21 protein-coding genes and 1 pseudogene are annotated in these 25,846 nt (G+C 38.6%); 13 read left to right on the top strand and 9 right to left on the bottom strand.

The genetic code is table 11. The features are described 5' to 3' along the window. Positions 1–333: 333 nt before the first annotated feature. Together LDX54_RS08280 and LDX54_RS08275 are read right to left on the bottom strand one after the other, a co-directional pair. A pseudogene (locus tag LDX54_RS08280) lies at positions 334–675 on the bottom strand (hypothetical protein); the annotation flags it as partial. Beyond that, on the bottom strand, positions 665–946 hold the full coding sequence (locus LDX54_RS08275) for a type II toxin-antitoxin system RelB/DinJ family antitoxin (RefSeq protein WP_265667463.1): 282 nt from the start codon (positions 944–946) through the stop codon (positions 665–667). The pseudogene LDX54_RS08280 and the gene LDX54_RS08275, both read right to left, overlap by 11 nt. A gap of 576 nt (positions 947–1,522) precedes the next feature. Here LDX54_RS08275 and LDX54_RS08270 point away from each other — a divergent pair. Continuing rightward, positions 1,523–1,846, top strand: a complete 324-nt coding sequence (locus tag LDX54_RS08270; protein WP_265667464.1) for a hypothetical protein — start codon at positions 1,523–1,525, stop codon at positions 1,844–1,846. A 70-nt stretch (positions 1,847–1,916) separates the two neighbouring features. On the opposite strand, the gene lepA is transcribed toward LDX54_RS08270, so the two are convergent. The 5 genes from lepA to LDX54_RS08245 all read right to left on the bottom strand — a co-directional run bounded on the left by lepA (position 1,917) and on the right by LDX54_RS08245 (position 6,403). Further along, positions 1,917–3,731, bottom strand: a complete 1,815-nt coding sequence (gene lepA / locus LDX54_RS08265) for a translation elongation factor 4 (RefSeq protein ID WP_265667465.1) — start codon at positions 3,729–3,731, stop codon at positions 1,917–1,919. Position 3,732: 1 nt separating this feature from the next. Beyond that, on the bottom strand, positions 3,733–4,419 hold the full coding sequence (locus LDX54_RS08260; RefSeq protein ID WP_265667466.1) for a TetR/AcrR family transcriptional regulator: 687 nt from the start codon (positions 4,417–4,419) through the stop codon (positions 3,733–3,735). A gap of 90 nt (positions 4,420–4,509) precedes the next feature. Further along, positions 4,510–5,478 carry an asparaginase gene (locus LDX54_RS08255; RefSeq protein WP_265667467.1) on the bottom strand — a complete coding sequence of 323 codons (969 nt, stop codon included), beginning with the start codon at positions 5,476–5,478 and terminating at the stop codon, positions 4,510–4,512. 191 nt (positions 5,479–5,669) lie between these two features. Continuing rightward, positions 5,670–5,987 carry a carboxymuconolactone decarboxylase family protein gene (locus LDX54_RS08250; protein WP_265667468.1) on the bottom strand — a complete coding sequence of 106 codons (318 nt, stop codon included), beginning with the start codon at positions 5,985–5,987 and terminating at the stop codon, positions 5,670–5,672. A 2-nt stretch (positions 5,988–5,989) separates the two neighbouring features. Further along, positions 5,990–6,403, bottom strand: a complete 414-nt coding sequence (locus LDX54_RS08245; RefSeq protein ID WP_174795184.1) for a cupin domain-containing protein — start codon at positions 6,401–6,403, stop codon at positions 5,990–5,992. Positions 6,404–6,601: 198 nt separating this feature from the next. Between LDX54_RS08245 and LDX54_RS08240 the strand changes: the two genes are divergently transcribed. The 6 genes from LDX54_RS08240 to LDX54_RS08215 all read left to right on the top strand — a co-directional run bounded on the left by LDX54_RS08240 (position 6,602) and on the right by LDX54_RS08215 (position 15,802). Then, positions 6,602–8,404: an FAD-binding protein gene (locus LDX54_RS08240; protein ID WP_265667469.1), complete on the top strand. Its 1,803-nt coding sequence runs from the start codon at positions 6,602–6,604 to the stop codon at positions 8,402–8,404. Between the two features lie 149 nt (positions 8,405–8,553). Next, positions 8,554–9,459 (top strand): LysR family transcriptional regulator, encoded by a 906-nt coding sequence (locus LDX54_RS08235; protein WP_265667470.1) that lies wholly within the window; start codon positions 8,554–8,556, stop codon positions 9,457–9,459. Positions 9,460–9,668: 209 nt separating this feature from the next. After that, the gene (locus LDX54_RS08230; protein ID WP_265667471.1) at positions 9,669–11,153 is read left to right on the top strand and encodes an FAD-dependent oxidoreductase; all 1,485 of its coding nucleotides are present in this window, start codon (positions 9,669–9,671) and stop codon (positions 11,151–11,153) included. 30 nt (positions 11,154–11,183) lie between these two features. Continuing rightward, positions 11,184–12,407, top strand: coding sequence for an MFS transporter (locus LDX54_RS08225; protein ID WP_265667472.1), 1,224 nt, complete (start codon positions 11,184–11,186; stop codon positions 12,405–12,407). 17 nt (positions 12,408–12,424) lie between these two features. Next, positions 12,425–14,287: an FAD-dependent oxidoreductase gene (locus tag LDX54_RS08220; RefSeq protein WP_265667473.1), complete on the top strand. Its 1,863-nt coding sequence runs from the start codon at positions 12,425–12,427 to the stop codon at positions 14,285–14,287. A 69-nt stretch (positions 14,288–14,356) separates the two neighbouring features. After that, the gene (locus LDX54_RS08215; RefSeq protein WP_265667474.1) at positions 14,357–15,802 is read left to right on the top strand and encodes an FAD-dependent oxidoreductase; all 1,446 of its coding nucleotides are present in this window, start codon (positions 14,357–14,359) and stop codon (positions 15,800–15,802) included. Between the two features lie 101 nt (positions 15,803–15,903). Here LDX54_RS08215 and add read toward each other — a convergent pair whose 3' ends face one another. Both add and LDX54_RS08205 read right to left on the bottom strand, forming a co-directional pair. Beyond that, complete coding sequence (add, locus tag LDX54_RS08210) at positions 15,904–16,923, bottom strand: adenosine deaminase (protein WP_265667475.1); 1,020 nt, start codon at positions 16,921–16,923, stop codon at positions 15,904–15,906. Between the two features lie 179 nt (positions 16,924–17,102). After that, positions 17,103–18,458 (bottom strand): threonine/serine exporter family protein, encoded by a 1,356-nt coding sequence (locus LDX54_RS08205; RefSeq protein ID WP_265667476.1) that lies wholly within the window; start codon positions 18,456–18,458, stop codon positions 17,103–17,105. Between the two features lie 168 nt (positions 18,459–18,626). On the opposite strand from LDX54_RS08205, the gene LDX54_RS08200 reads away from it, so the two are divergent. From LDX54_RS08200 to LDX54_RS08175, 6 genes are all read left to right on the top strand, one after another. Then, positions 18,627–19,076: a MarR family transcriptional regulator gene (locus LDX54_RS08200; protein WP_174795196.1), complete on the top strand. Its 450-nt coding sequence runs from the start codon at positions 18,627–18,629 to the stop codon at positions 19,074–19,076. A 47-nt stretch (positions 19,077–19,123) separates the two neighbouring features. Continuing rightward, positions 19,124–20,500, top strand: coding sequence for an MDR family MFS transporter (locus LDX54_RS08195; RefSeq protein WP_198202589.1), 1,377 nt, complete (start codon positions 19,124–19,126; stop codon positions 20,498–20,500). A 256-nt stretch (positions 20,501–20,756) separates the two neighbouring features. Continuing rightward, positions 20,757–21,920 carry a GNAT family N-acetyltransferase gene (locus LDX54_RS08190; protein ID WP_265667478.1) on the top strand — a complete coding sequence of 388 codons (1,164 nt, stop codon included), beginning with the start codon at positions 20,757–20,759 and terminating at the stop codon, positions 21,918–21,920. A 161-nt stretch (positions 21,921–22,081) separates the two neighbouring features. Continuing rightward, a complete protein-coding gene (locus LDX54_RS08185; RefSeq protein ID WP_265667479.1) occupies positions 22,082–22,837 on the top strand; it encodes a DeoR/GlpR family DNA-binding transcription regulator in 756 nt (251 codons plus the stop codon). After that, on the top strand, positions 22,837–23,751 hold the full coding sequence (gene pfkB, locus LDX54_RS08180) for a 1-phosphofructokinase (protein ID WP_265667480.1): 915 nt from the start codon (positions 22,837–22,839) through the stop codon (positions 23,749–23,751). Before LDX54_RS08185 ends, pfkB begins: the two co-directional genes overlap by 1 nt. A 16-nt stretch (positions 23,752–23,767) precedes the next feature. Then, complete coding sequence (locus tag LDX54_RS08175) at positions 23,768–25,744, top strand: fructose-specific PTS transporter subunit EIIC (protein ID WP_265667481.1); 1,977 nt, start codon at positions 23,768–23,770, stop codon at positions 25,742–25,744. Positions 25,745–25,846: the final 102 nt, after the last annotated feature.

Below are 25,846 nucleotides of genomic sequence, written 5' to 3'. Positions count from 1 at the left end.
AAGAAATACTTGATTTATCTTTTTGTCTAAAAATTAATTCTTACATTTTCTACTATAGCAATACCGTGCAAAGTATAGTTTTTTCCAGGAATTGATTCCTTATAAGAAATTGTATTAAACGACATTACAATGCTTAAAGCTACTAATATAGCTTTTAAAATGAAAAAAGTAAAAAATTAGTACAAACAAGATTATTAATGAAATAAAAGAACTAAGTAAAAAACATGGCTACCCGCCATATGCTGATCAATATATTATCAGAGTGACCTTGCCATAAAGATATTAAAAACCGATCTGTCCAATTACTAGGCAGATCGGTTTTGTTCTTTAGTTTTTGCCTTTTCTTTTGGATTTCAAAGCAATAGCAAAATCAGCAATTTCATTTTGATCTCGCTTACTTAAATGACCGATTCCCTTAAAGGTTAAACCTCTTTTGGGAAAGCGGTAAAGCTTACCAATATCGACCCATGAGGGCTTCATTAAACCGGCAGCTTGCCATTCTTTAATTGGATAATACTGTTGCCTGATATAAGCCGATTTATTTTTGTACTTACTGGTAATTTTATAAGCTTCAACTGTTTGCGCCGAAACCTTGCGAATTAATACTGGTCTAGGCTTACCACCATTAGTTTCTACATAACTAACGAATAAGCTAATTAGGTCATTAGTCTTCATTTGGATCATTTAGCCAATTAGCAACTTCTTTAGCGTCTTTAAACTCCACTATTGGAGTATTTTCAGTGGCCTTTAAAAAACGTAACTTTGCTCGTTCTGTTTCACTTAAAGTTGGCTTAAAGGGTAAAGCACCATCTGCAACGATTTGCTTATAAAGCATGTTAATAGCCGTGGTGGGTGTTAGGCCCAACTCACTCAAAATTGCTTCGGTATTTTCAGCCAAGTTTTTATCAATTTGTACTTGAACTCTTTTTTTATCTTTAACTGCCATGACTGTCTCGCCTCTCTCAAATAGTACTCTAATTGTACTACTGTTTGAGTGCTACTTCAATTTCTATGCCTTTTTGGGCTTTTGCTTTAATTTTAACCGCTTTGCTACTGCTTATTTTTAATTTCTTCGTCTGACCAAATGTGGCTTTTCCCTTGATCTTGTATAATAGGTATTATAAAGAATTTTATTTAGGTAAGAATCTGTTCAGACAACTAAATATCAATATTTAACAGAAATTAGGTGCTCTTCAACTTAGCTACGTAATACTGGAATTAGTAAGACTAAAATAATATTGATATTGGGCTTGATACTCTTGAACATTTAAATCGTGAAGATGTAATGTTGTACATTGATTATCTTAAGAATGGCCAAAATAAGCAGGGGGAGTATAACTTTCCCCCATTTAAAAATTAGAAAGCAACGTTATCATGCTCCAAAGGGAGACAAAGCCCTATTTTTAACTATATTTATCGTAGGCTGGTTAAGTCGCTAATTGAAGAAAAAGAAATTTCAAACTGGGATTTAAAAATTGCAGGTCAGTGTTTCAAAAATTTTGACTTAAGAGATGTGAATTCTTTGCCAGGTTTTAAGAATTACTCTGGCAAAAGTAGTTATTCAGCTACTATAACAGTCGATAAGCTTTTAGATGAATTCAAGATTGATCTAGGACAAATCGGTGAAGTCGCTGAACTAAAAGTTAACGGTAAATTAGTGGGAAGAACTATTGAGCAAAGCACAACTTTTGCGATAACACCATTCTTAAAAGTAGGTCCAAATAAAATTGAAGTTGAAACGGTAAATAACTTGGCCATTAAAATTCAAGACCCTGAATCCCAATTTGGTATTATTCCACCAGCTGGATTAATCGGGCCGGTAAAGTTAAAAATCTACCAAAGCTGAAAAAAGAAAGACAATCAATTACGTAAAAATAATTGATTGTCTTTTTCTTGAAATGGATGTTGAGAAATTCTTAATCCGGTTCATTAATATTTAAAATGGCATCGAACACGCTCTGGGGCAACTTAATATCACTTTTAACAGCTTGCCTTTTGTTTAGACTTTGTCTACGCAAAAGTTGTTGTTTCTTCGAAATACTCCGTTTTTCGCCATTAACAGCCGCATTTTTACGCAAAGGCGGTACGTCAACTCTGGCAATTGCTTTGTTTTCCACCATTGCTTGCACAGGCATGGGGTATAAACGCCGCGGCACAGTATACTTCAATTTTTTAACTAATTTATGGGCGATCAAATCGGCTTTTTGCCGCGGCACGATAATGTCTAGAGCATCAACAGAAGCATAATTAATCTGAATTTGAATTTTAACTACATCTACTAGTTCGTAATCCAGAAATTCAGTGTCAAGAGTCGCAAAACCATGAGTAATTGATTTTAAGCTGTTGAAAAAGTCATAGGCAATTTCAGATACCGGCAGTTTGTATGTTAACGTGACTAAATCTTGTTGATTGTCCAAGTTGACCATTTCCCCAAAATGCTGGTCGCATAATTTCATGACGGCACCCAAGTATTCATTGGGCGTGGTAATTACGGCCTTAACGTATGATTCAGTGACATAATCAATTTCAGAAAAATCAGGAAATTTTGCCGGATTGGTGATAGTGAGATATTCCTGTTTAGGCTGAGGCTGCTTGAGGTAAACGTGGTAGGTGGCATTCGGCGCGGTTGTCAACACTTCGACATGATATTCATCGCGCAGTCGTTCCTGGATGATTTGCAGATGGAAAATACCTAAGAAGCCGCAACGAAAGCCGGCATCCAGTGCTTCAGATTGTTCGGGGGTGTAATGAAAGGCTGAATCATTGAGAGCGAGCTTACTGATAGCCTGCTTTAGAGCCTCATAGCTGGTATCTCCTTTAGGATAAAAACCAGCATAAACCATTGATTGCGCTGGCTTAAAGTGGGGAATGGCATTTTTAGTCGGATTTTCCGCAGTGGTTAAGGTATCGCCAACCTGCACGCTGGCAACATCCTTAATCCCAGTCACAATATAGCCGACTTCACCCGCGTTTAATTCCTTTACTGGCTTCATATCTGGCGTGAAGATTCCCACTGCTTGAGCATTAAATGTGCTGCCGTTCTGCATTAATTCTAGTTTTTGCTGGCTTTTTAACGTGCCGTCAATTAGTCTGACATCGGCGATAATTCCCTGGTAAGAATCATACTGCGAGTCAAAAAGCAAAGCCTTAAGAGGTGCAGCGGGTTTTCCCTGAGGAGCTGGGATTTTTTGGTAAATAGCTTCTAATACCTGGTGAACATTTTCGCCAGTTTTAGCAGAAATTTTTAAAATAGCCACATCTGCGAATTCGGGGCGCAAAGCACGAATTTGCGCTTCTGTTGCCGCAACGTCAGCCGCCGCATTGTCAATCTTGTTAATAACTGGAATGATGGTCAAGTTATGCTTTAAAGCTAAACGTAAGTTGGCTACGGTTTGTGCTTGTACGCCTTGGGTTGCGTCAACTAATAAAATAGCACCATCGCTGGCGGCGAGGCTTTTAGAGACTTCGTAGGAAAAATCAACGTGTCCCGGCGTATCGATTAAATTGTATTCGTATTCTTGACCATTGTCAGCTTGATAAAAGTTACGCACTGATCGTGATTTGACCGTTACTCCGTGAGCTTGTTCAACTTCCATGCTGTCGAGTAATTGGTCACTTAACTGCCTTTTGCTCACAGTATCAGTTTGTTCCATAATTCTGTCAGCTAAGGTTGATTTACCATGATCAATATGAGCAATTATGGCAAAATTTCTGATGTTCGCGAGTTTCATTTTATTTAGTTCCCTCCAGTTTTTGTTGCAATCCTTGTAAGTAAAACAACATTATTTGATTGGCTTCTTGTTCGAGGTCGATTTGAAAGCCGTTAAAGTCGACGGGCAATTGATCGTGGTGAAATTCGTCCAGATTCATCATGTTCATGAGACCGCTAATTATGGCGCTTTGAATAATAAAAAGGTGACTGGCCTCTTTAACGCTTAATAGTGTGATTCTTGCAGCAATCGCCTGTCCCAGTTGCTGGTTTATTTCATATAATTTTTCCCGACCGGCCAAAGTTTGTTCTCTGTCAGCCGCTGCTTCTAAAATTGGTCCTCGTAATGCGTTAAGCCGCAATAAATCGGGCCTTTCACGTATTAACAGGTGATTTTGTTCTAATAAAAAAGCAGTAAAGTCATTCCAAGAAGTGATACTTGCAGTTTTTTGAAAACGCTGGCGTACTTCTTTGAGGTAGTCTTGATAACCAGAAAGCAGCAGATACATAAAGATGTTTTCTTTGGTTTTAAAGTAATTAAATAGTGTGCCTTTAGCTACGCCTGATTCATGTGCAATTTGCGCCATGGATATTTGGTTAAAATCATTTTTTTGAAATAATTTACTGGCTGCAGCCGCAATTAGCTGCTTTTTGGCTTCTTTTTCTCTGGGAGTTAAGACATACATAATGACATTTTGTGCTCCTTTCATTCAATAATGACCAACGGTCATTTTACAAATAATTATTAATTTTTGCAAGCAAAAAACCAGCTACTTATGCAGCTGGCTTGAACACATATTTTATTTATTAATGTATTTCTTTAATTGTTCACCATGAAGTCCGGCACTTAAGCCCACTAAGAGTTTAATTCTGGCCTTTTGGCCATTAAGGCCGCGGCAGAAGATAATACCCATTTTGGCTAAGCCAACACCGCCGCCCTCATAATCATAGACCGGTTCGGCGATACCATTAAAGCAGCGTGAGACTAATACCAGCGGAATATTATTATCAAGCAATTTTTGCAGTGCTGGCAGTGTTTGTGGCGGCATGTTGCCAGCACCTAAAGCTTCAATCACTATTCCTTTAGTTGTCGGTTTATTTAAGGCCTGCAAAATTTCTGGTCCCATTCCTGCATAGGCCTTTACCAGATAGACATTTGCAACGACATGATCAATAGGTAAATGTTGCTGCGGGTTAATAGTTTGCACATAATTGACGTGGCCTTCTGAAACAACGCCAATTGGACCAAAAGTGGCTGTCCGAAAAGTAGCTACGTTGGTGGTGTGAGTTTTGGTGACATAACGGGCCGGATGAATTTCATCATTCATGACTACTACAACGCCCTTACCAATGGAAGCATCAGAGCTGGCTACCATAATTGCAGTCCTGAAATTGTACAGGCCGTCACTGCCAATTTCGTTAGAAGAACGCATGGCCCCGGTCACTACTACAGGCATTTTGCTGGAGATAGTTAGATCTAAAAATAAAGCTGTTTCTTCCAAAGTATCAGTGCCGTGAGTTACAACTGCGCCAAAAAAGCCTTCTGCTTCAGCTTGGCGGATACGCAAAGAAAGTTGCAACATGCGCTCAGGAGTCATATGGGGCGAGGGCAAATTAAAAATTTCTTCTGTAACTAACTGCACGTCATCATCAACATTTAAAGGTAAATCAGCTAGTGGATTTTGACTGTTGGGCTTAATTTTGCCATTTTCATCTTCTGACATTGAAATGGTGCCACCAGTGTGTAAAATTAAAATTTTTTTGCTCATGATCGTTTTACTCCCGTAATTTCTTTTAATACCCATCAAGAGTAACATAAATTTTCAGCTGCTGATACCTTTAACGGTCAAAGTTTTTAGACATAAAAAAGCAGCCAGACGAAGCAGTGATATGACCCTCAAATTTAAGACAACTTTGGCCGTCATATGAGCAAACAGACCAGCCGTTTATGTTAAAAGTTTTAATCAGCGAAAACCTCTTGCGCCAGACCAAATGCTGACCATGCTTTAGGCCAGCCGCAATAAAAGGCCAGGTGGGTAATCAACTCCACCATTTCGTCTTGAGTAATACCATTCTTTTTTCCTATAATCATATGTGATTTAAGTTGGGGGAAAGCGCCTTGTGCCATTAATGCAGCACAGGTAATTAAGCTACGGTCGCGTGCAGATAATTTATCTTCTCTTGACCAGACTTCACCAAATAAAACGTCATCATTTAATTCTGCAAATTTAGGTGCAAAATCACCTAGTTTATCTCTACCAGCAGTCTGTTTTTTCATTTTTAGTCCTCCAGTTTCTCATATTCTTCATCTGTAACAGGTTCCAACCATTTAGGCGTTCCCGCAGTAATAGCTATATGTGCAAACCAACTGTTCTTGGTAGCACCGTGCCAATGTTTGACACTGTCATGAACTACGACGACATCTCCTGGGTGCAGTTTGCGTGCCGGCTTACCCTCTTCTTGATACCAGCCTACACCGGCGGTAGCTAGTAAAATTTGAAAGCCACCAATGTGCTGGTGCCAGTTGTTGCGACAACCGGGTTCAAAACTGACATTTGAAACGCTGACATTAATATTAGGATCACTGACTAAACTCTGCAAATAGCTTTGACCTTTAAAATATTTTTGATAAGCAGTATTTTTGGCACCTAAAGCAAAAATACCATCTTGCACATCACTTTTATGATCGTCCATTTTTTTAACTCCTTTATATTTGATTTAATAAGATTACTTTAATCCTTAACGTGAACTTTAAGTCAAGTTGTTTTAACAGATGAGTTCAATGAGTTTTATTAATGATAACTATTGTTTTTTGAATAGTATATATTGGAAAAATATAATGTGATAGAATTAATTTGACTAATGAAAGCGATTTATATTAAGGAGATTACCATGATTTATCACAAGAATATTGCATGGAATGCAAATTATGATGTTGTTGTTTTAGGATTTGGCGGTGCTGGTGCCACTGCTGCTCGGTTTGCGGCTGATCATGACGCTAAAGTGCTACTGGTTGATGCAGCTCCTGAAGGGCACGAAGGTGGTAATACCCGGTATTCTGCCCAATTAATTGGTACTGGTAACGATTTTGATGAGTTAAAAAAGTATTATCAGAAACTAACGGCGCCAATGGAACTTGACGAAGAGATGATTGATACTTATGTCGACGGGATGGTGCACATTCCTGAATATGTTTCAAAATATTTGGGTGTTAAACCAAATAGTGCTAAGGAATATGCCCCTGACAAAAGTTATGCTTTCAGGGAATTTCCAGAATTTCCAGGTTCAGAGTCCTATGATTTCACCACTGTAACTAAACATTGGTTTGATGCTTCCTTATGGCAGATTTTAAAAGAGCAGGTAGTGAAACGGCAAGACAAAATTGACGTTTTGTACAGCACACCTGCTCAAGAACTAATTCAAGATCCGGAAACTAAAAAGATTTACGGCGTAGTGATTAAGCGTGACGGTAAGCTGCTCAAAGTTCAGGCTAAAAATGGTGTTGTCATGACTACCGGTGGTTTTGAAAATAATCAAAGAATGATTGAAGACTTTATTGGCGCCAAAAGACTGGCACCTTTAGGCACCCTTTACAACAAAGGTGATGGTCTGAGAATGGCCCTGGAAGTTGGCGCTGATTTTTGGCATTTACATAATTATGAATCTTTAGGTCTGCTTCATGGTATGGCTTTTGCGGTACCAGCAGGACAACGCGGTCGCTTAATGTTAGGGTCTCAAAATGAAGCGGTCGCTAGCGGCAGTGCCTTTGTTGTAGGTGATGACGGTACCAGATACTTTAATGAAGCAGAAGAAAACCGCCACGGCCATATCAAGAATCATGGTCAATGGAAAGTGCCGCTAAATCAAGAGCACCCATACTTGATTTTTGATGAAACTAAAAAGCATGAATTAGATAGCGATAAAATTATTGGCGATTACAAACCATACACAGAAAATGTTATCAAAGCTGACTCTGCTGCTGAATTAGCAGGTAAAATTGGTGTTGCACCGGCAGTATTGTCTGATACCCTCAATCGTTTCAATCAAGCATGTCAAAAGCAAGATGATCCCGAATTTAGAAGAGATCCAGCAACTTTACGTGCATTTACTGGTAACACAATTTATGCTGTCAGACTAGAACAAACTATGCTCAATACACAAGGTGGTCCTAGAAGAAATAAGAATGCCGAAATTTTAGATACCAGAGGTAAAGCAATTCCTAATCTTTATTCTGCTGGTGAACTTGGCGGTATCTGTGCTAACCAATACCAAGGCGGCAATAATTTGGCAGAATGCTTAATTTGGGGCAAGATTGCAGGAGAAAATGCTGCTAAACCAAAAGCTGCTGCAACTACTGATGCGGCAAGTGGTGCTACTATGCCTGAAAAGCACTTAACTTCGGATCTTAAACACGAAACCTATGAAACAGGAGAAAACCAATATATTGGTAAATCAACTAAAGGTATGGGTGATGAAATAGTTGTCCGGGTAACTGTTGATGAGCAAAAGAACTTGAAGAACATTGAAGTTTTGAAGCAAGCTGAATCAGATGACTATGGCCTAAAAGCTATCAAGACTTTACCTGCCAAAATGGTTCAGGAAAATACCGTTGATGTTGATGCAGTCAGCGGTGCCTCAAGCTCATCACGCGGTCTCAAAGATGCGGTTAATGATGCGCTAAGTAAGATAAAGTAACAGTTTTTAAAAAGGCCATTTGCGCTAAATGGTCTTTTTGTATACACTAAATCAAATTGTGCAATACAAATCTATGTTTTTATAATAAATGTTTTTGGTTATAATATATACATAAACAATACTAAGGCTTTTAATGAGGTAATCAAAAAATGAATTTTACGCAATTACGATGTTTTATCAAAGCTGTTGATAATTCAAGTTTTACTATCGCAGCTGAACGACTAAATTTTTCCCAGTCAGCAGTTTCCAAAAATATTAAGGATCTTGAAAATACTATTGGCGTTACCTTAATTAATCGCGCGCATCATCGTATTTCTCTCACTAATGCAGGCAAATATTTTTATCATGTCGCCAGAAATGTTGTAGATGATATGGACTACACCGTTGCTTATTTACAGAGCCAAAAAAACGATCCAGAAACATTGTTGCGAATTGGAGTTTGTGATACTCCGCTAGAACAAAAAATTTTACCAATATTTTTACGTAAACTGCGGGAATCTGGCAGTAATCTCAACGTTCAATTTATTTTTGTACTTAATAACTCTATTGGAGAACTTCTCAACCATCACGTTGATTTATGTGCCATTGCAAGAGATGATGTTGAAGTAGTTGCGGATGTTAAATTCAAGCCTTTAATTCAAGGACAATTTGTTTTGGCATGTCCCAAGGGTTCGCCTTTAGCTGAAAAAGAACTAATTACTTTAAAAGATCTAAAGAACACCAATATCTTTTTACTGGATCCCAATAGTTCTTTAAATGTGCAAATGAGGTATCAGGATATTCTTATCAATAATATGGGAATGGATCATATTAAATTTGTGCAAGATTTTTTAGCCATGGACATTTATGTAAAAGCAGGCTGGGGTTATGGGGTACTACCTAATTTTATCGTCGATGGTAGTGCCAAAGATGTATCGTATATTCCTATTGATTATCATGACATATCTCCTTATGGTATTGCATATATGGAATCTTTTACAAATGAATCTGTTTTAAATCAAGTTGTTAAGATTTTAAGGGAAACAATTAAAGAATATTCACCGGTAAAAAAATAATTTTAGTGAAATTAAGTTATTTAAATAATACTTGCAGTATGCACACGATGGTTGTTACTGTAAGTATTTTTTCTTGAGCAAAAAATCATGAAACAATGTTATACATTCCATTTTGTAATCTTCAATTCTGAAATGCGTGAAAAGAATCACTTGATTCATAGTATCATGTAAGCGATTGAGAAATTAGTTTTAAAAAGTGAGGGACAAAAATGGAAAATATTTATGATGTAATTATCGCCGGTGCCAGTAATGCCGGTGGTATGGCAGCATGTGCCGCGGCAGAAAAAGGAGCTAAAGTTCTGTTAATTGATAAACAGGGCAGTTCACAATTTCTCTACCGGTCTTTCTTTGCCGCTCTGAATAGTAATGCTCAAAAACGGGCAGGTATTAAGGTTGATAAAGCTAAATTAATGAACTTTTTAACTTTATTTTTCCAAGATAATGTTGATGAGCGTCTACTTTGGACCTGGGCAAATCATGCTGATGAAACAGCGAACTGGCTGGAAGATAACATTCTAAAACCAAATGGTGGCGTCTTGAGACCGCAAAAGGATGCTTACTATGAAACAGTTGTTAACACCGCTTTTAACACTGAACTTGCAATTGCAACACCTGACAACGGCTGGGCTCACTATGGTGATTGGGTAATTGATAAAGTTAAGGAGTTAGGAGTAACTCTTAAATACAATACTAAGCTTGAAGAACTTGTCACTGATGACAGCGGTGCGGTGACCGGTGTGATTACCAGCGCTCGTGATAGCGGTGAAAAAACGACATATCAGGCTACCAAAGGTGTCATCATTTGTACAGGTGGCTATGGCGGCAACGTTGAATTAATGAAGAAGTGGGATCCGCTTGGCTACAAGAAGAACGTTTATTCTGACGGTCCGCGTGATGACGGTTCAGGAATTCTTGCAGGACTTAAAGTGGGAGCAGCTCGTGATGAAGAACCAGCAGAAATTATTTTTGACCGTGGCGCTGTTCCTGTTGGTACCAATGCTGAAGAACACTATCAAATTGACTTTAAGGGTCCTGGCTATTTCTGGATGGGTGCATATCCAATGCTAAAGGTTAACCTGAACGGCGAACGTTTTGGCAATGAGAGTGTCCCTTACCAATTTGATATTAATGCAATGGCTAAACAACCGGGATACCTGGAAGCACAAATTTGGTCAGAAGATACCATGGATCACTTAGCCCAGTTCAAAACTCAAGGCTGTTCTCGTTTAGGCTGGCCTGGTATTTACAATACTGAAGAAAATAAGGCTGAGATTCAACGCAGAATTGATGATGGTATGGTTCAAAAAGCCGATACCATTGAAGAATTGGCTGAAAAGTTGAACTTGCCAAAAGATAACTTGGTTAACAGTGTTAAACGCTATAACGAGATGTGTGCCAAGGGCGTTGATACTGATTTTGGTAAAGAAAAATTCAGATTATTCCCAGTTGCTAAAGCGCCATACTATGGTGTTATTATGGGTGGCCGCCTGCTGGCAACACTAGATGGCTTGCGTATTAATACCAAGATGGAAGTGATTGATAAGATGGGTAAGCCAATTCCTCATTTGTATGCGGCTGGTAATGCCAGTGGTGGTTTCTTCTGGGGTAGTTACCCAGACCGTGTTCCAGGTCTTACTTGCAGCCATGCTCAAACATTCGGCCGTTTAGCTGGACAATACGCCGCTGAAAATTAGTTTTAATTACAAAAGGAGTTTTAATTTATTATGGATGAAAAACAGTTACCTAAGCTTTCTAGTTATAGATGGGTAATTTTAGCTATTATCTCTTTGATGGATGCTACTAGCAGTTATATTCAATATCAAATTTCTGCTTTAGCTACACAAGTTATGCCGGCTTTACATATTGCACCAGCACAATTTCAAAGCTTATTGATGGCTCCAATGTTTGTCGCAGTTTTCCTCAGTATTCCTGCTGGATCACTGGGAGATAAATATGGTGCTAAGAAAATTGTCACTTTTGGTTGCTTTGTTTCACTTATTGGTGCTTATGGTCGTATAATCGCTACTAATTTTGCTACGATGATGATTATGTTGCTGCTATTTGGTGTTTATATGGCACTTCTGAGCGCCAATGCCTTAAAGATATTTGGTATATGGTTTAAACAAGATACTAAACTGGCTATGGGAGTATTCTTTGCATCAGCAAGTATTGGTATCATGTTAACGCAGTTAACTTCTCACATGTTTCCAAGCGTTAAAGCAGCTTATATTTTCTCATCTACACTTTTATTAATATTAACTGTTTGCTGGATTTTATTTGTTAAAGAGAAGCCTGAAGGCGAAGAGGTTCCGCCAGTACAGGCTCAAGCTCCACAAGCTAAACCTGAATCAGCAATGAAATACTTTAAGGTTGTAGCACGCAGCAAGAAGACTTGGTTAGTTGGTCTTGCTGGTGGTTTAGGTGTTGCTGCCAGTGAAAGCTTTTCCGGTATTTTGCCACAAGCCTTTGCTGCTCGTGGTATGACACCTGCTGCAGGTAGTATGATAGCAGCTATTGCAACTATTGGTAGTTTGTGCGGCTCATTATTTGGGCCTGGTCTAATCAACAAAGCTAAAAAGGCTAAGCCGGTAATGATAGTCTTTACTCTTATAGGTGGCTTTTTAATGGCAATGACTTGGTTCATACCTTTAGGTTTGCCTTTAACTATTGCTTTGATTCTTGGTGGCTTGTTTGGTGCCATGACTGGTCCAATTATGAACTCAATGCCGATTCAGTTTCCTGAAGTTGGTCCTAAATATGCGGGTAGTGCCGGAGGACTTGTAAGTACAGTTTCACTACTTCTTTCATCTTGTCTTCCAACTGTAATCGGTTTAATTGCTGGTAGAAACTATGAATTAACATTTATAATTCAAGGAATATTTTTCGCAATCACTGCTATTATCATTGGGATCCTGCCAGACGCAAATGGTAGTCGTCCACGTAGATAAACGAAAGGAATTTTGTAATGACCAAAAAAATAACTGCAAATCCGGGCAAATACACTGGCTCGGGTCAAGGTAAAGAAAGTCAAATTAACCTTGAAGTTGAGGTTGACACAGATAAAATTGTTAATGTTAAACCATTGGATAAATATGCGCCAGACAGTTTGGCTGACAATGCATTTAAGAAGATGGCCCAAAAGATTGTTGACCAGCAATCAGTTGATGTTGATGTCGTTTCTGGAGCTTCCGAAACTTCACGCGGGATTATTGCGGGTGTAAAAGAAGCCCTTGATAAAGCCGGTGTTGACTATGATGCTCTTAAAGAAAATGGTGGTCAAAATACCGGTAAGAAAGAAGAAACTATTGACGTTGATGTTGCTGTAGTTGGTGCCGGTGGTGCTGGCGTGGCAGCTGCTTTAGCTGCACGGCAACATGGCGCTAGCGTTGCCTTATTTGAAAAAACCATTTCTCCACTTGGCGCAAGTACGTTTGCCGGAGGAATGTTTGCTGGCGACAGTCAACAACAAAAAGACCAAGATGCAGTCGTTTCTAAGAAGTGGCTTTATGACGAATACATGGACGCTTCTCAAGGCTATATGAACTCAATTCTTGTGCGCCGCATTATCGATGAATCAGGTAAGACCGTTGATTGGTTAAATGAAAACGGCGCAATTATGAAATTGGTTGATGCTGGTACTGGTGGCAGCTATGATCATATTGGCATGCCTGCTACCCTTCATGGCTATCAAGAAGGCGGCACTAAGGCAGTAACTAAATTGATTGAAAAATTCAAGTCAATTGGCGGCAAAATGTACTTTGGCTTTGCTGGCAAAAAACTGCTGCAAGATGATGACAAAGTTGTTGGTCTAATTGCTGAAAGTGATGAAGAAACGCTCCACGTTAATGCTAAGAAAGTTGTTATTGCCACAGGTGGCTTTGGCGGCAACCCTGAAATGCGTAAGGAATACCTGGGTGATGTCAGCACACAAGGGCAGGTTTTGCAAAATACCGGTGACGGTTTGAATATGGCCTGGGATGCAGGAACTGCTCACCATATCAACGGCTCAACCCATTACTTCTGGCAAACATTTAGTAATAAAGATATTGGTGATATGGCTAAACTTGTCGGCCCCAACTGGATGCCTGTTAATGCACTAGCAGACTTTCCAAACTTGCGCGTTAATAATCGCGGCCAGCGTTATGCCAGTGAAACCCATGCATTAGACTTTGCTGTGCATGGAGCCGAATTGTCAGAACAACCACAACAAACCGAATTCGTTGTCTTTGATCAGGCAATGCTGGACAAGATTAAAGAAGGCGGCACAGTTGCAATTGAAGATCACTATGGCAAGTGGAAGAACCACCGCCAGTTCTACATGGAATTTAATTATCCAACAGATACTGAAGAAAATATTAAGCATGAACATGAAAAGACAGACTTTACTGCACTGTTAAATAAGCTGGCTGCAACTAACGTTGTATTTATTGGTAATACAATTGCTGAATTAGCCGAAAAGATGGGCGTTAACAAAGAAAATCTGCAAAAAGCGGTTGAGCAATACAATGACGCTAAGAAGAAGGGTGAAGATGATCTATTCTTCTCTGATACCAAGAGAATGATTCCAGTTGAAAACGGACCATTTTACGCTGTGAAGTTTATTGCCCGTAATCTGGGAACTCTTGGTGGTGCCACAATTGATGAAAAAATGCATGCTTTGACTCCAAAAGGTGAACCTGTACCTAACTTGTACGTGGCAGGTGCCGATGCATCTGGAATGTATGGCAAGGCTTATGTTGACTTTGAAGGTGGTACTTTAGGCTTTGCTTATATCTCTGGTAGATTAGCCGGAATTGATGCGGCTGAAACTGCTAAAGCTGGTAAATAGTTTTATTTAAAATCAGGTATAAATTTTAAAAACTGGTTTGTACTTAATTTTTTACTTGAGGAAGAGAATATGACACAAGAAAAATATGATGTAGTAATTGTTGGCGCTGGACTTGCTGGCTTTGCTGCTGCAGATGAAGCTGTTGACAATAATTTAAAAACTTTGCTGGTTGAAAAAGGTAAAACAACTGGAGGCACTGGCAATTATGTTGAAGGTGTTTTTGCTGCCGATTCAGAACTGCAAAAAAAGGATAACGCGGTTCTGAACAAGGAAGATTTGCTTAAAGAAGAACTGACTTATTCGCATTACAAAGCAGACGGTAAAATGTGGCAAAAATATATTGACAATGCTGGTAAAAACGTTTCTTGGCTTGAAGACCATGGTGCCGTAATTGGTATGGTAGCAAACCTGGGTTCCGGTGCCCGGACCTGGCATTTATTTAAAGGCAGGGGTCATGATGCTATTCATAATGGCTTAGAGCCGTATGCTAAGAATAAGGGGATTACGATTCTTACTTTAACAAGAGTAACTGACTTAAAACAAAATGCTGACAGCACTTATGATGTTACTCTGACTAATGTGGTAGAAAAAACTGCTAAAGTTGTTAATGCTAAAAATGTGGTTTTGGCTACAGGTGGCTATTTGAACGACCAAAAGTTATTAGAAAGTACACCTCACCAAAATCCTGATAACATTATTCCCGTTAACTCTGGTAAAAATACTGGAGACGGTTTGAGATTGGCCTGGAAGTTGGGCGCTAAAAAATACTTCACAGGCATGGCAATGATGTTTGGTGGTCAGCTAAAAGATAAGACTATCCCATCATTCAAGCTCTGGGGGACAGCTATTTGGAGTTCAGTTTGTGACCAGCCGCAAATGTGGGTAAATGAATTAGGCGAGCGTTTTGTTGATGAAAGTGCAGCTGTTGTGAACTGGGCTAATGAAGGTAACGCAATGAACCGCCAAGATCGGGTCTTCTGCATCTTTAGTCAAAAGATTTTGGATGACTTTACTGATAAATCTTACCCAAGGTCAATGAAGCCATTTGTTCCAGAAGACAGGTACCCGACTTTGCGTGATGACATTGCCAAGGCCGAAAAAGAAGGCCGCCAGTACCTGCACAAGGCCGCAACACTGGAGGAACTAGCTCAGGAAATTGCTACTCCTAATTTAGTTGCTTACGTTAAGCATTATAATGAGATGGCGGCAAACGGCGAAGATACTGATTTTCATAAACCGGCCAAATATCTGTTGCCAGTTGATGGCAAGGGTCCATTTTACGCTATTGAATTAGGTGTTGGTGCCTATACTACTGGTGACGGCCTTCGTGTTAATATCAATAATGAAGTACTTGATACTAAAGGCAGACCTATTGCAGGCTTATATGCTATTGGTGGTGATGGTTCTGCTGTTCTGTATGGTGATACTTATGGTGTTAATGTTCCTGGTACACATGCAGGTTATTGTATCTTTTCAGGTCGTAATGCAATCAAAGCAATTGCGGCTAAGGAATAAAAAAGCAAAAAATAATTTCTAAAATAATAAAATAATATCCCAAATTAAAAGACTAACTCCCGTTTTGATGTGAGTTAGCCTTTTTTGCTTGATAACTTAAATTATGCGTTTGCTTTTACAAATTGGTCTACTTCATCTAAATATAATTGCTTTTGGCGCTGACTGATCCAAGAGGTCTCAAAAGAATTTTTAGCAAGTTGCACGATTTGATCTTGTGATAGATCAAATTTTTGTGCTAAAGCATAATAATTATCACTGATATAGCCTTTGAAGTAAGCAGGGTCATCTGAATTAATGGAAACTTTTACTCCCGCATTCAAAAGATCGATTACTTCTTTACCCTTCATTTCCGGTGAAACAAAGCTGTTAGATAGCGGGCAGGAAGTCAAGCCAATTTGTCTTTTGGCAGCTAATTCAACCAGGTCTGGGTCTTCCACAATGTTGGTGCCATGGTCAAGCCGCTCAACTTCCATAATTTCTAAAGCCTGACGAATATGTTCAATTGAATCTTTTTGATCAATGTCACAGTGAGTAGTGATGTGCAGTCCAGCAGCAACTGCGTCTTCAAACTGGCGGGCAAATTTTAGTGGCGGATTGTTATGCTCATCAGAGTCAAGTCCAATGCCAATTATCTTATCACGGTACTTGAGACCTTCCTGCAGGGTCTTTCTAGCAGATTCTTTAGAAAAATCACGTAAAAAGCACATGATCAGATGAGCATCAACGTTTAATGCCCGTGCATCAACAGTAGCTCGATAAAGACCATTGAGTACAACTTCGAAGGGGATGCCGCGGCTAGTATGAGCTTGGGGGTCAAAAAATAGTTCTACATGTCTAACGTTGTTGGCGGCAGCCTTAGTTAAATAGGCCCAGGCCAAGTCGTAAAAGTCTTCTTCAGTTTGTAAAACATTCATTGCTGGATAATAGACAGCTAGAAATGATGCCAAATCATGGTAATTATAAGTCTTTTGGACATCTTCAATTGTAGCTTGGCCTATATCGACGTGATTGCGTTTAGCTAATTTTAACTTCAATTCCGGTTCTAATGTTCCTTCGATATGCAAATGCAATTCGGCTTTAGGCAAGCCCCGTGTAAATTCTGGTGTGACGACCGAACTCATGTAATCCTCCTTAGATAATGTTCTTGTTTTTCACTTGTTATTTTAGTTTAGCACAATTTTTATAATAAAAATAGAGTAAAAAGCGAACAAATTAAAGAGCATTAACGGATATGTTCCTAATAAAATACCTAACTAAGAATCTAGTTAGATAAAATAATTAAAAATTCCAATTAAGTATTTTAGTCGCAATGGCGCCATTTTGCATCTGTTAAAATGCGGGCTGTTAATAAACCGATTGGCAGAGCAGTAATAATCATCAAAGCATCCATAATCCAATAAGCACCGACATTAATGTTAGTAATGCCAAAATTAAAGACAGCGCGGTACATGTATAAGCCGGGAACCATGATGACAATTGCGGGAACAGTGATCGCAATACGGGGAAAGCCAACTTTATCGCGGACAAAACTGGCAATTAGTCCTGCCAATAATGCCCCAATGAATGCTGCTAGAGCGGCTGGAACATGGTTAAATTCAACTAGACTTAAACGCAGAGTATTTGCCAGGGCACCAATTACGGCAGCAACTGTTGCCATTGATAATTTAGCATTAAACATAATTGAAAAGCCAAAAACGCCACAAAAACTGGCAATTATTCTAAGCACTGTCAGTAAAGTCGGATTAAGATTTAGTTTTGGTATAGCACCCGGTGATAAGTTGAGCATGGTAGCCGTACCCCAGCCCACCATTGATGCAATCATGACAACAAGTATTGCGTAGGCTAGTCTCTCCAGCCCTGATCGCATATCAAGTTTCGACATATCAAGACCAGATGTGATAAAAGGGAAACCGGGAATGACATAGAGCATTGAGCCGATATAACCATAAGCATGATTACTGCTCCAACCCCAAACTATTGTTCCTAATTTAAAGCAAAGGAAATACACCGCGCAGGAAACTGCTACACCAACAGTTATTTTGGCAACAAGAGTAATTTTCTTTTTACCCATTAGTTGGCGTAAATAGTTACCAACTAAAGCGCCTAAAAATGTACAAAACATTTCTGGCAAGCCACCACCAAGTAAAAAAATAAAACTGGCACATGCCAAACCAGCGCTCAAAGCGGAAATAATTAGGGGATAGTTTTGAGTGTGGCGCTCAATTTGATTCAATTTATGATGAATCGCCCCAATTGTCCAGTGACCATTTTCAGCTTCAAATTTACGGACAAATTCTTCCATTTCATTTAACTTATTCATATTGACTTCTGTAGTTGGTAAGGAAAGAGTCTGTGAGTATGACTTGTTGTCAACGTCAAAGCAGGTATAGCTGATAGTTACTAAACCAATGTCGGCTGAACATGTAATTTTGAGTGCCCGTGCAATGGTATTCATCGAATCGCGCACACGCCAGGCTCCAGTGCCACATTGCAGCAGCATTATACCTATTCTGCCGACTAAAGATCCTTTTTCTACCAGGGTAATATCCTTGACTAAAGTATCATCTGAACTTTTAAAAAACTGTTTCCAGTGAATTCTCATGTGATGCTTACTAGAAATCTTGGGATATGATGCTGGAGCTTGTTCGTCTTTCATAACTGCTTTTTGACCTTTCTGTTATTAATATAGTGTTTTAATTTTACCACACTCGTGGTTGGACCAATTTTATAGAATTGAGTTTTAAAAAGATGTTAATTACAAAAAAGTGTAGTATACTACAGTATGATAAAATATTAGTATGAGATTTACTTCTAAGGAAATTATATGACAGCTTTTTTGAACCGAATTGGTCCCAAAATTAAAATTGCGAATACTTTGATTGAAAAGGAATTAAACAAGCAGTTTGCAGAAATATTTAGAGATTATTCTTTAACAGGTGCCCAAATTTCTCTGATGATTTATTTATATGAATCAAAAGCACGGCAAATTACCCAAAAAGAAGTGGCAGATGCATTTGTGCTAAGTCATCCTACAATTCGAGGAATAGTTAAACGCTTAGAAGCAAATAAATTAATTGCTACTTCGCGTTTAGAAAATGATCAAAGGCAAATTGTGTTAGAACTTTCAAATGAAGGCTTTAATTTAATTGACAAAAATATTTTTAAGATTCGGACAATTATGACAAACATTAATAAGCGCATTACTAAGGACTTGTCAAAGCAAGAAATTTCAGAACTTGAACAAGTCTTAAATAAAATTTCTGCAAATTTCTAATTATTATTAGCAAAAATGTAGCATGCTACATTAAAGAAGGGACTAAAATGATCAAAAATATTTCTAATAAAAAAAGAGCTTTAATGATGGCCGTTTTACTATTTGGAGCATTTGTTTCGCTACTAGCGGAAACTTTTCTCAATAACGCTCTCCCCACAATAATGGCTACGTTTAAAGTTAATCAATCCACTGCTCAATGGCTTACTACTTCTTATTTATTGGTCGTAGGGCTAATGATTCCCATGTCAGCGTGGATCTTTGAATCATTTAATTTAAGACAAAACTTTTTAACAATGATGCTAATCTTTTTTACGGGATCAGTCATTTGTATTTTTGCTCCTAATTTTGCCACATTACTAGTCGGCAGAATTATTGAAGCTGTGGCGGCCGGTAGTTTAATGCCATTTATTCAAAACGTCATTTTGATTATGTTTCCTCCTGCAAAAAGAGGCATGGCAATGGGAATCACTGGCTTGGTAATTGGATTTGGTCCAGCTGTTGGTCCCACGATTTCGGGATTAATCTTAAAGTATGCAGACTGGCAAATGCTTTTTATTATTTTAAGTATTGCCAGTGGGTTGGTAGCTATTTGTACTGTATTTTGTATTCAAAATATCACTCAACCGCGCAAAAGCAATACTGATTTAATATCGTTTATTGAATCTATTTTGGGCTTTGGCCTAATCTTGTATTCCCTGTCTGATATCGGGAACACTGGCAAAATTACAATTGCAATAGCAGCTCTTTTTACACTTGGTGTACTAATTATTTTGTTATTTTGTCGACGTCAGTTACATATGAAGAAACCATTACTTAATATTAGAGTTTTTCAAAATTTACAGTTTGACTTGGATACTTTACTAAGTACTATCAGCAATATTTCAATGGTAGGAATTGAATTAGTTTTACCATTATATTTACAAACTACTAGACAAGAGAGTGCATTAACTTCTGGTTTAGTAATGATGCCAGGGGCTCTATTAATGATCATTTGCAATCCGGTTTCAGGAACTTTATTTGATAAGTTTGGTATTAAAAAATTGGCACTTTTTGGTTTTACTATGCTTTTATTAGGCACATTACCAATGGTTGTTTTTAATAGCAATACTAGTCTTGTTTTAATTAGTTTATGTTACGCGCTACGTATGGTGGGAATATCATTTACCATGATGACCACTTTTACTGCGGGTATAAATGTTGTAGAACCCCACATGACGGCACATGCAAATGCGGGTTCATCTACAGTCAGACAAATAGGTGGCTCACTTGGCACAGCATTATCAATGCTGGTAATTAGTTTGTGTGCAGGTGGTACATCGACTGCGAATCTAGCAACTGGATACCGTTGGGGCTTTGTTTTAATGCTGGCTTTTGCAATTATTGGCTTTTGCAGTTCGCTATTTTTGCCTCAAAAAGAAAATTAAATAGTTTTTATTAGTTCAAGTGATAAGCCGTTTAAAATAATTCCTTCCTATACGTTAGACCAAAATAATATTATTCTGCTTAGATAATTATGTGTATAGTTAAAGTGACATTGACCAATTAATTTAAGCTAGATCAATTTTTATGAAAACGGTATTATAAAACTGCTGGTTACTTATAGTTAGGAATTGGCTGGCAAACATTGAACTATTCTATAAAGCACGTAAAAATAGATATTAGCTGAGGAAATGAAAACTAATGAAACTAGATAAAATTAATGAAATATTAGATGAGGTTGTCCCTTTAACTCAATATGCTTTTTTAAAAACTAATGATCTGAAAAAAGATAATAATTTTATGAGTTGTTATCAGCACAGTGACAGTTATGGCATTTTTCATGATGGTAAACTTGCAAGTTATATTATGGCAATCCATTTTGCAAGTCAGATTTTTGATCATCAAATTAAAATGTCAGGAATTGGTTATGTCTCCTCATATCCGGAAAATCGCGGCCATGGAGATATTTCCAAGCTAATGAAAGAAATACTGGAAGATCTTCATGACGAAGGTGTTTCGCTATCTAATTTAGCACCATGGTCAGAAACGTTTTATCGGCAATATGGCTATGAAAATACTATTTATCAAAAAACCTATAGTATTGAACCTACAATGTTTAAGTATTTCAAGCTACCCCAGGCTGGTAAAATTTTAAGAGGCAATTGGAGTAATCCGACATTAAGTAGTTTGATAATAAAGCTATACCAAAAGCAAATTGATGCGGGTGAGGAGCGTAATACGATTGTTAGAGCAAAATGGTGGTGGCACAGACTCGAAACATATTATCCTGGCAGATACGTTGCAATTTATGTTGATGAAAATCAGGCTCCTCAGGCCTATATGTTTTATCGTTTTGTAAATAAAAAATTTAAGGTTGACGAAATCTATTATACAAACGCGACTGCTATTACTGCATTACTTAATTTTATTGGTGGTCATATTTCTTCCTGTACTGAGTTTGAAATTACAGCACCAGAAGATTCATTGCTTGAGGAATATTTTCCTGATCAAAGTGGCTTAAAAATTAGTGTCCGGCCTTACATGATGTCGAGAATTGTTGACTTTGGAAAAATTGTGTCTAGCGTGAAGTTTGCTGGTGAAAAAACTGCCAATTTAGAAGTTACAGAGGATGAGATTTGTCCGTGGAACTGCGGTGTCTGGCATCTGGTGAATAATTCTGGTGAAACCAGTTGCGTTAAAACCAGTGCCAAACCTGATTTTACTGGGTCAATAACTAACTGGACGAAGGTTTTACTAGGCCATTTGACTTTAAAGCAAGCAATAAAGTTAGGGCTAATTAAAAAATTGAGTTCCAGTAAATTGGAATTTTTATCTGGTAAAGTGAGTTTTTATGACTATTTTTAACTGAAAATTGTTTCTAATTAACAAAGTAGCAGTTGCATAAATTATGCGACTGCTATTTTTTTGCTTAGAATGAACGATTTTGCAGGAAAATGACAAATTATGAATGAAAATGATTGCTTTTAATTATCAAAGCGCATAAAATACTCGCTGGGGTGAAATATATGTTAACGCCTGAAAGGCAAAAAGTGATTGAGGATTTCGTTAACCAGCATGGCTTATGCCGTGTTAGTGATCTCTGCTCAATAACTTCAACTTCAGAGTCAACCATTAGACGAGATCTAAATCAATTAGCCGAAAAAGGCTTGATTAAACGGGTGCATGGCGGTGCCCAGTCAGTCAAAAGTTTTACTCATGATGTGTCACAACATATTCGGTTTTCAATGAATCATAATGATAAAAAGCTGATTGCCCAATATGCTGCTGCAAATTTTGTGCATCAAGATGACTATATCTTTATTGATGCAGGAACAACAACATATGAGATGGTTCCTTTTATTGCGAATATTCCAGGAGTAACGGTTGTGACTAATGGGTTAGAAACTGCACTTTGTGCTATTAGCCATGGGATTGATACTATACTTTTGGGTGGTCGAATCAAAGAAAATACTCATGCGGTAGTGGGACAAGCTGCTCTGAAGCAACTGCAGGGGATGAACTTTTCTGCCGGTTTTGTGGGTACAAATGGACTTGATTATCGTGGCAATCTAACCACACCCGATACTGAAGAAGCCGCAATTAAAAAAATAGCAATTGCTCAGGCTAATCAGACATATATTTTGGCCGATACTTCTAAAATTGGCGAGTGTAGTTTTGCCACTTTTGCCCAAGTTAAAAACGTCACAGTTCTTACTACTGCGCTAAGTGCAAAAGAAAAAGAATTACTGCCTGCCAAAATTAAACTGAAGGAGATTTGCTAATGATTTATACGGTTACCGTTAATCCTGCCTTGGATTATGTAATTCAATTAAAGCAGGTTAACCGTGGTGAAGTTAATCGCGCTCATAACTGCTCGTTTTTGGCGGGTGGTAAAGGGATTAACGTTTCCCAAATACTCAACCAGCTGGATATTGATAATACTGCCTGGGGCTTTGTGGGTGGCTTTACTGGCAAAGAGCTGGTACGCCAACTTAATCAGCGCCGCATTGTTAACGACTTTGTTACTATTTCTGATGTGACCCGCGTCAATGTGAAGGTGCACGCGGAGGAGGAATCGGAAATTAATGCCGCTGGGCCTAATATTACAGAGCAGGAAATAACTGCTTTTAAAGCGCGACTAAATGACTTGCAAAAAGGTGACATAGTAGTTTTAAGTGGTTCATTAGCTCCTAGCTTACCAGTAGCTTTTTACAAAGAACTTTTGCCTACTATTAAAGAAGCACAGGCAGATTTTGTGATTGATACAACTGGTCAGGCTTTACTTGATACTTTGAGCTACAAACCACTTGTAATTAAACCCAACCATCATGAACTGGCTGATTTGTTTAATACTACTTTTAATTCTGATAAAGAGATGCTTGAGTGTGCGCGTAAATTGCTTGACATGGGTGCCCAAAATGTTATGGTCTCCATGGCCGGCAAGGGCGGTTATTTGATAACCCCTAAGCATTTTTATCATGCTAAAGCAGCTGTTGGTACTGCCGTTAATTCGGTTGGTGCAGGAGACTCGATGATAGCCGGCTTTGTTGGCACTTATGTGAAAACAAATGATCCGGCAGCAAGTTTCCGTATCGGTATGGCCTGTGGTGCTGCCACAGCTTTTACTAAAGATATTGCCGTTAAAAGTCAGATTGATGCGGTGTTGCCGCAAATTAATGTTGAAGGAATTTCATAAATTGAGGAGAATTTAAATGAAAATTAAAGATATTTTGGCTCCTGAATCCATGATTATGGCGCTTAAAGCGACTAACAAAGAAGATGCAGTTAAAGAAATGGCTGATTTAGAGGTCAAAACCGGCATCGTCAATGACGAAGATGAATTCATTAAGTCAATTTGGGCTCGTGAAAACGAATCTACCACCGGTATTGGTGATGGAATTGCGATGCCGCATGCTCGGAATAAGACAATTAACAAAGCGCGCGTGCTTTTTGCTAAAAGCGAACAGGGGATTGACTACAATTCGCTTGATGGTCAACCAGTTCATTTATTCTTTATGATTACTGCTCCAGATGGCGCCGACAACACTCACTTACAAGCTTTAGCTAAATTGTCCGGGTTGTTAATTGATCCTGATCTGGTTAATGCTCTTAAAAAAGCCCAAACTCCTGAAGAAGTGATTCAGCTTTTTGAAGATGCAGAACAACAAAAGGATGAGGCTAAAAAAGCCGAAAAAGAGCAAGCCGCAAGTGCTAGTGAAAATGATAATGATAAGGAAGAAAAACCTTTAATTGTCGGCGTTACCGCATGTATTAACGGTATTGCCCATACTTATATGGCTCAAGAGGCTTTGATCAAGGCTGGTAAAAAACGTGGCGTTGATGTGCGCATTGAAACCAACGGTTCAGAAGGTGTCAAGGACAAATTGACCGCCGCTGAAATTAGCCGCGCTCAAGGGGTTGTTATTGCGTCTGACAAGAAAGTTGACATGCCTCGTTTTGATGGCAAGCCGTTAATTTCTCGTCCCGTTGTTGACGGTATCAACAAACCTGACGAATTGATTGATAACATTTTGAATTCTAAAGCTAGCGTTTACCATTCAAACGGTGAAAAGAGCAGCGATGATAGTGACAATGCTAAAGAAGGCGTTTGGGGCTCAATTTACAAGAACCTCATGAACGGTGTTTCCCACATGTTGCCATTTGTTATCGGTGGCGGTATCTTAATGGCAATTTCCTTTATTGTGGAAAACTATGCTGGTGGTCCAAAATCTCCTGCATTTATTTTCTTGAATAATGCTGGTAACATGGCCTTTGCTTTCATGGTACCAATTTTGTCAGGTTACATCGCTGAATCAATCGGTGATCTGCCCGCTTTAATGCCTGGTTTTGTCGGTGGTTTTATGGCTACGGTCTATAGTGGTGCCTATGGTGGTGCTTATGTTGCCAATGTGGTAACTAATGCTAAATCACCTGCCGGTTTCTTAGGCGGTCTGGCTTCTGGATTTATTGCCGGATACTTGGTAGTCGGCTTAAAGAAATTGTTTGCTAAATTGCCGAAGTCTCTTGAAGGAATGAAGCCAATGCTCATTTACCCAATCTTGAGCCTGCTTTTCATAGCCCTGATTATGTACTACATTGTTAACCCAATCTTTAGTGCCGTTAACTTTGCCATTACTAATTTCTTAAACCAAATGGGTACGGGCAACTTAGCTGTTTTGACTACTATTTTAGCTGCCATGATGTCAATTGATATGGGTGGACCTTTCAATAAGGCTGCTTACGTCTTTGCCTCTGGTGCTTTTGCCAACGACCCACATTCAACTGTTGCTGCTGTAATGATGGCTGCCGTAATGGTTGGCGGTATGGTACCACCATTTGCGACTGCAATTGGTACGACTTTCTTTAAGAATAAATATACTTTAGATGAGCGCCGTGCAGGTTTAACCAACTGGATTCTAGGCTTTTCCTTCATTACTGAAGGTGCAATTCCGTTTGCTGCAGCTGATCCTGGACACGTTCTGCCTTCATGCATCATTGGTTCTGCTGTTGGTGGTGCCTTAGTGGGCATATGGCGCATCGGTGTTCCTGCACCTCACGGTGGTCTCTGGGTATCTCCGCTTGCTAACCACATTTTACTGTACTTTGTTGCTACTATCATTGGCTCCATTGTTGCAGGTGTAATCTTAGGTTTGTGGAAAAAGCCTGTTGACAAACAAGATCAAAAATAACTAATTTAACGTTAATTAAATAAATTAAAAAACTGCACCAAGCTGCTTAGAGAGCTTGATGCAGTTTTTGCATATTAAGACACTATAAATTTATTAAGATAG

This window comes from Lactobacillus sp. IBH004 (assembly GCF_026185255.2).
GTDB classification, from domain to species: domain Bacteria; phylum Bacillota; class Bacilli; order Lactobacillales; family Lactobacillaceae; genus Lactobacillus; species Lactobacillus melliventris.
This window is presented reverse-complemented; position numbering and strand designations above follow the sequence as displayed.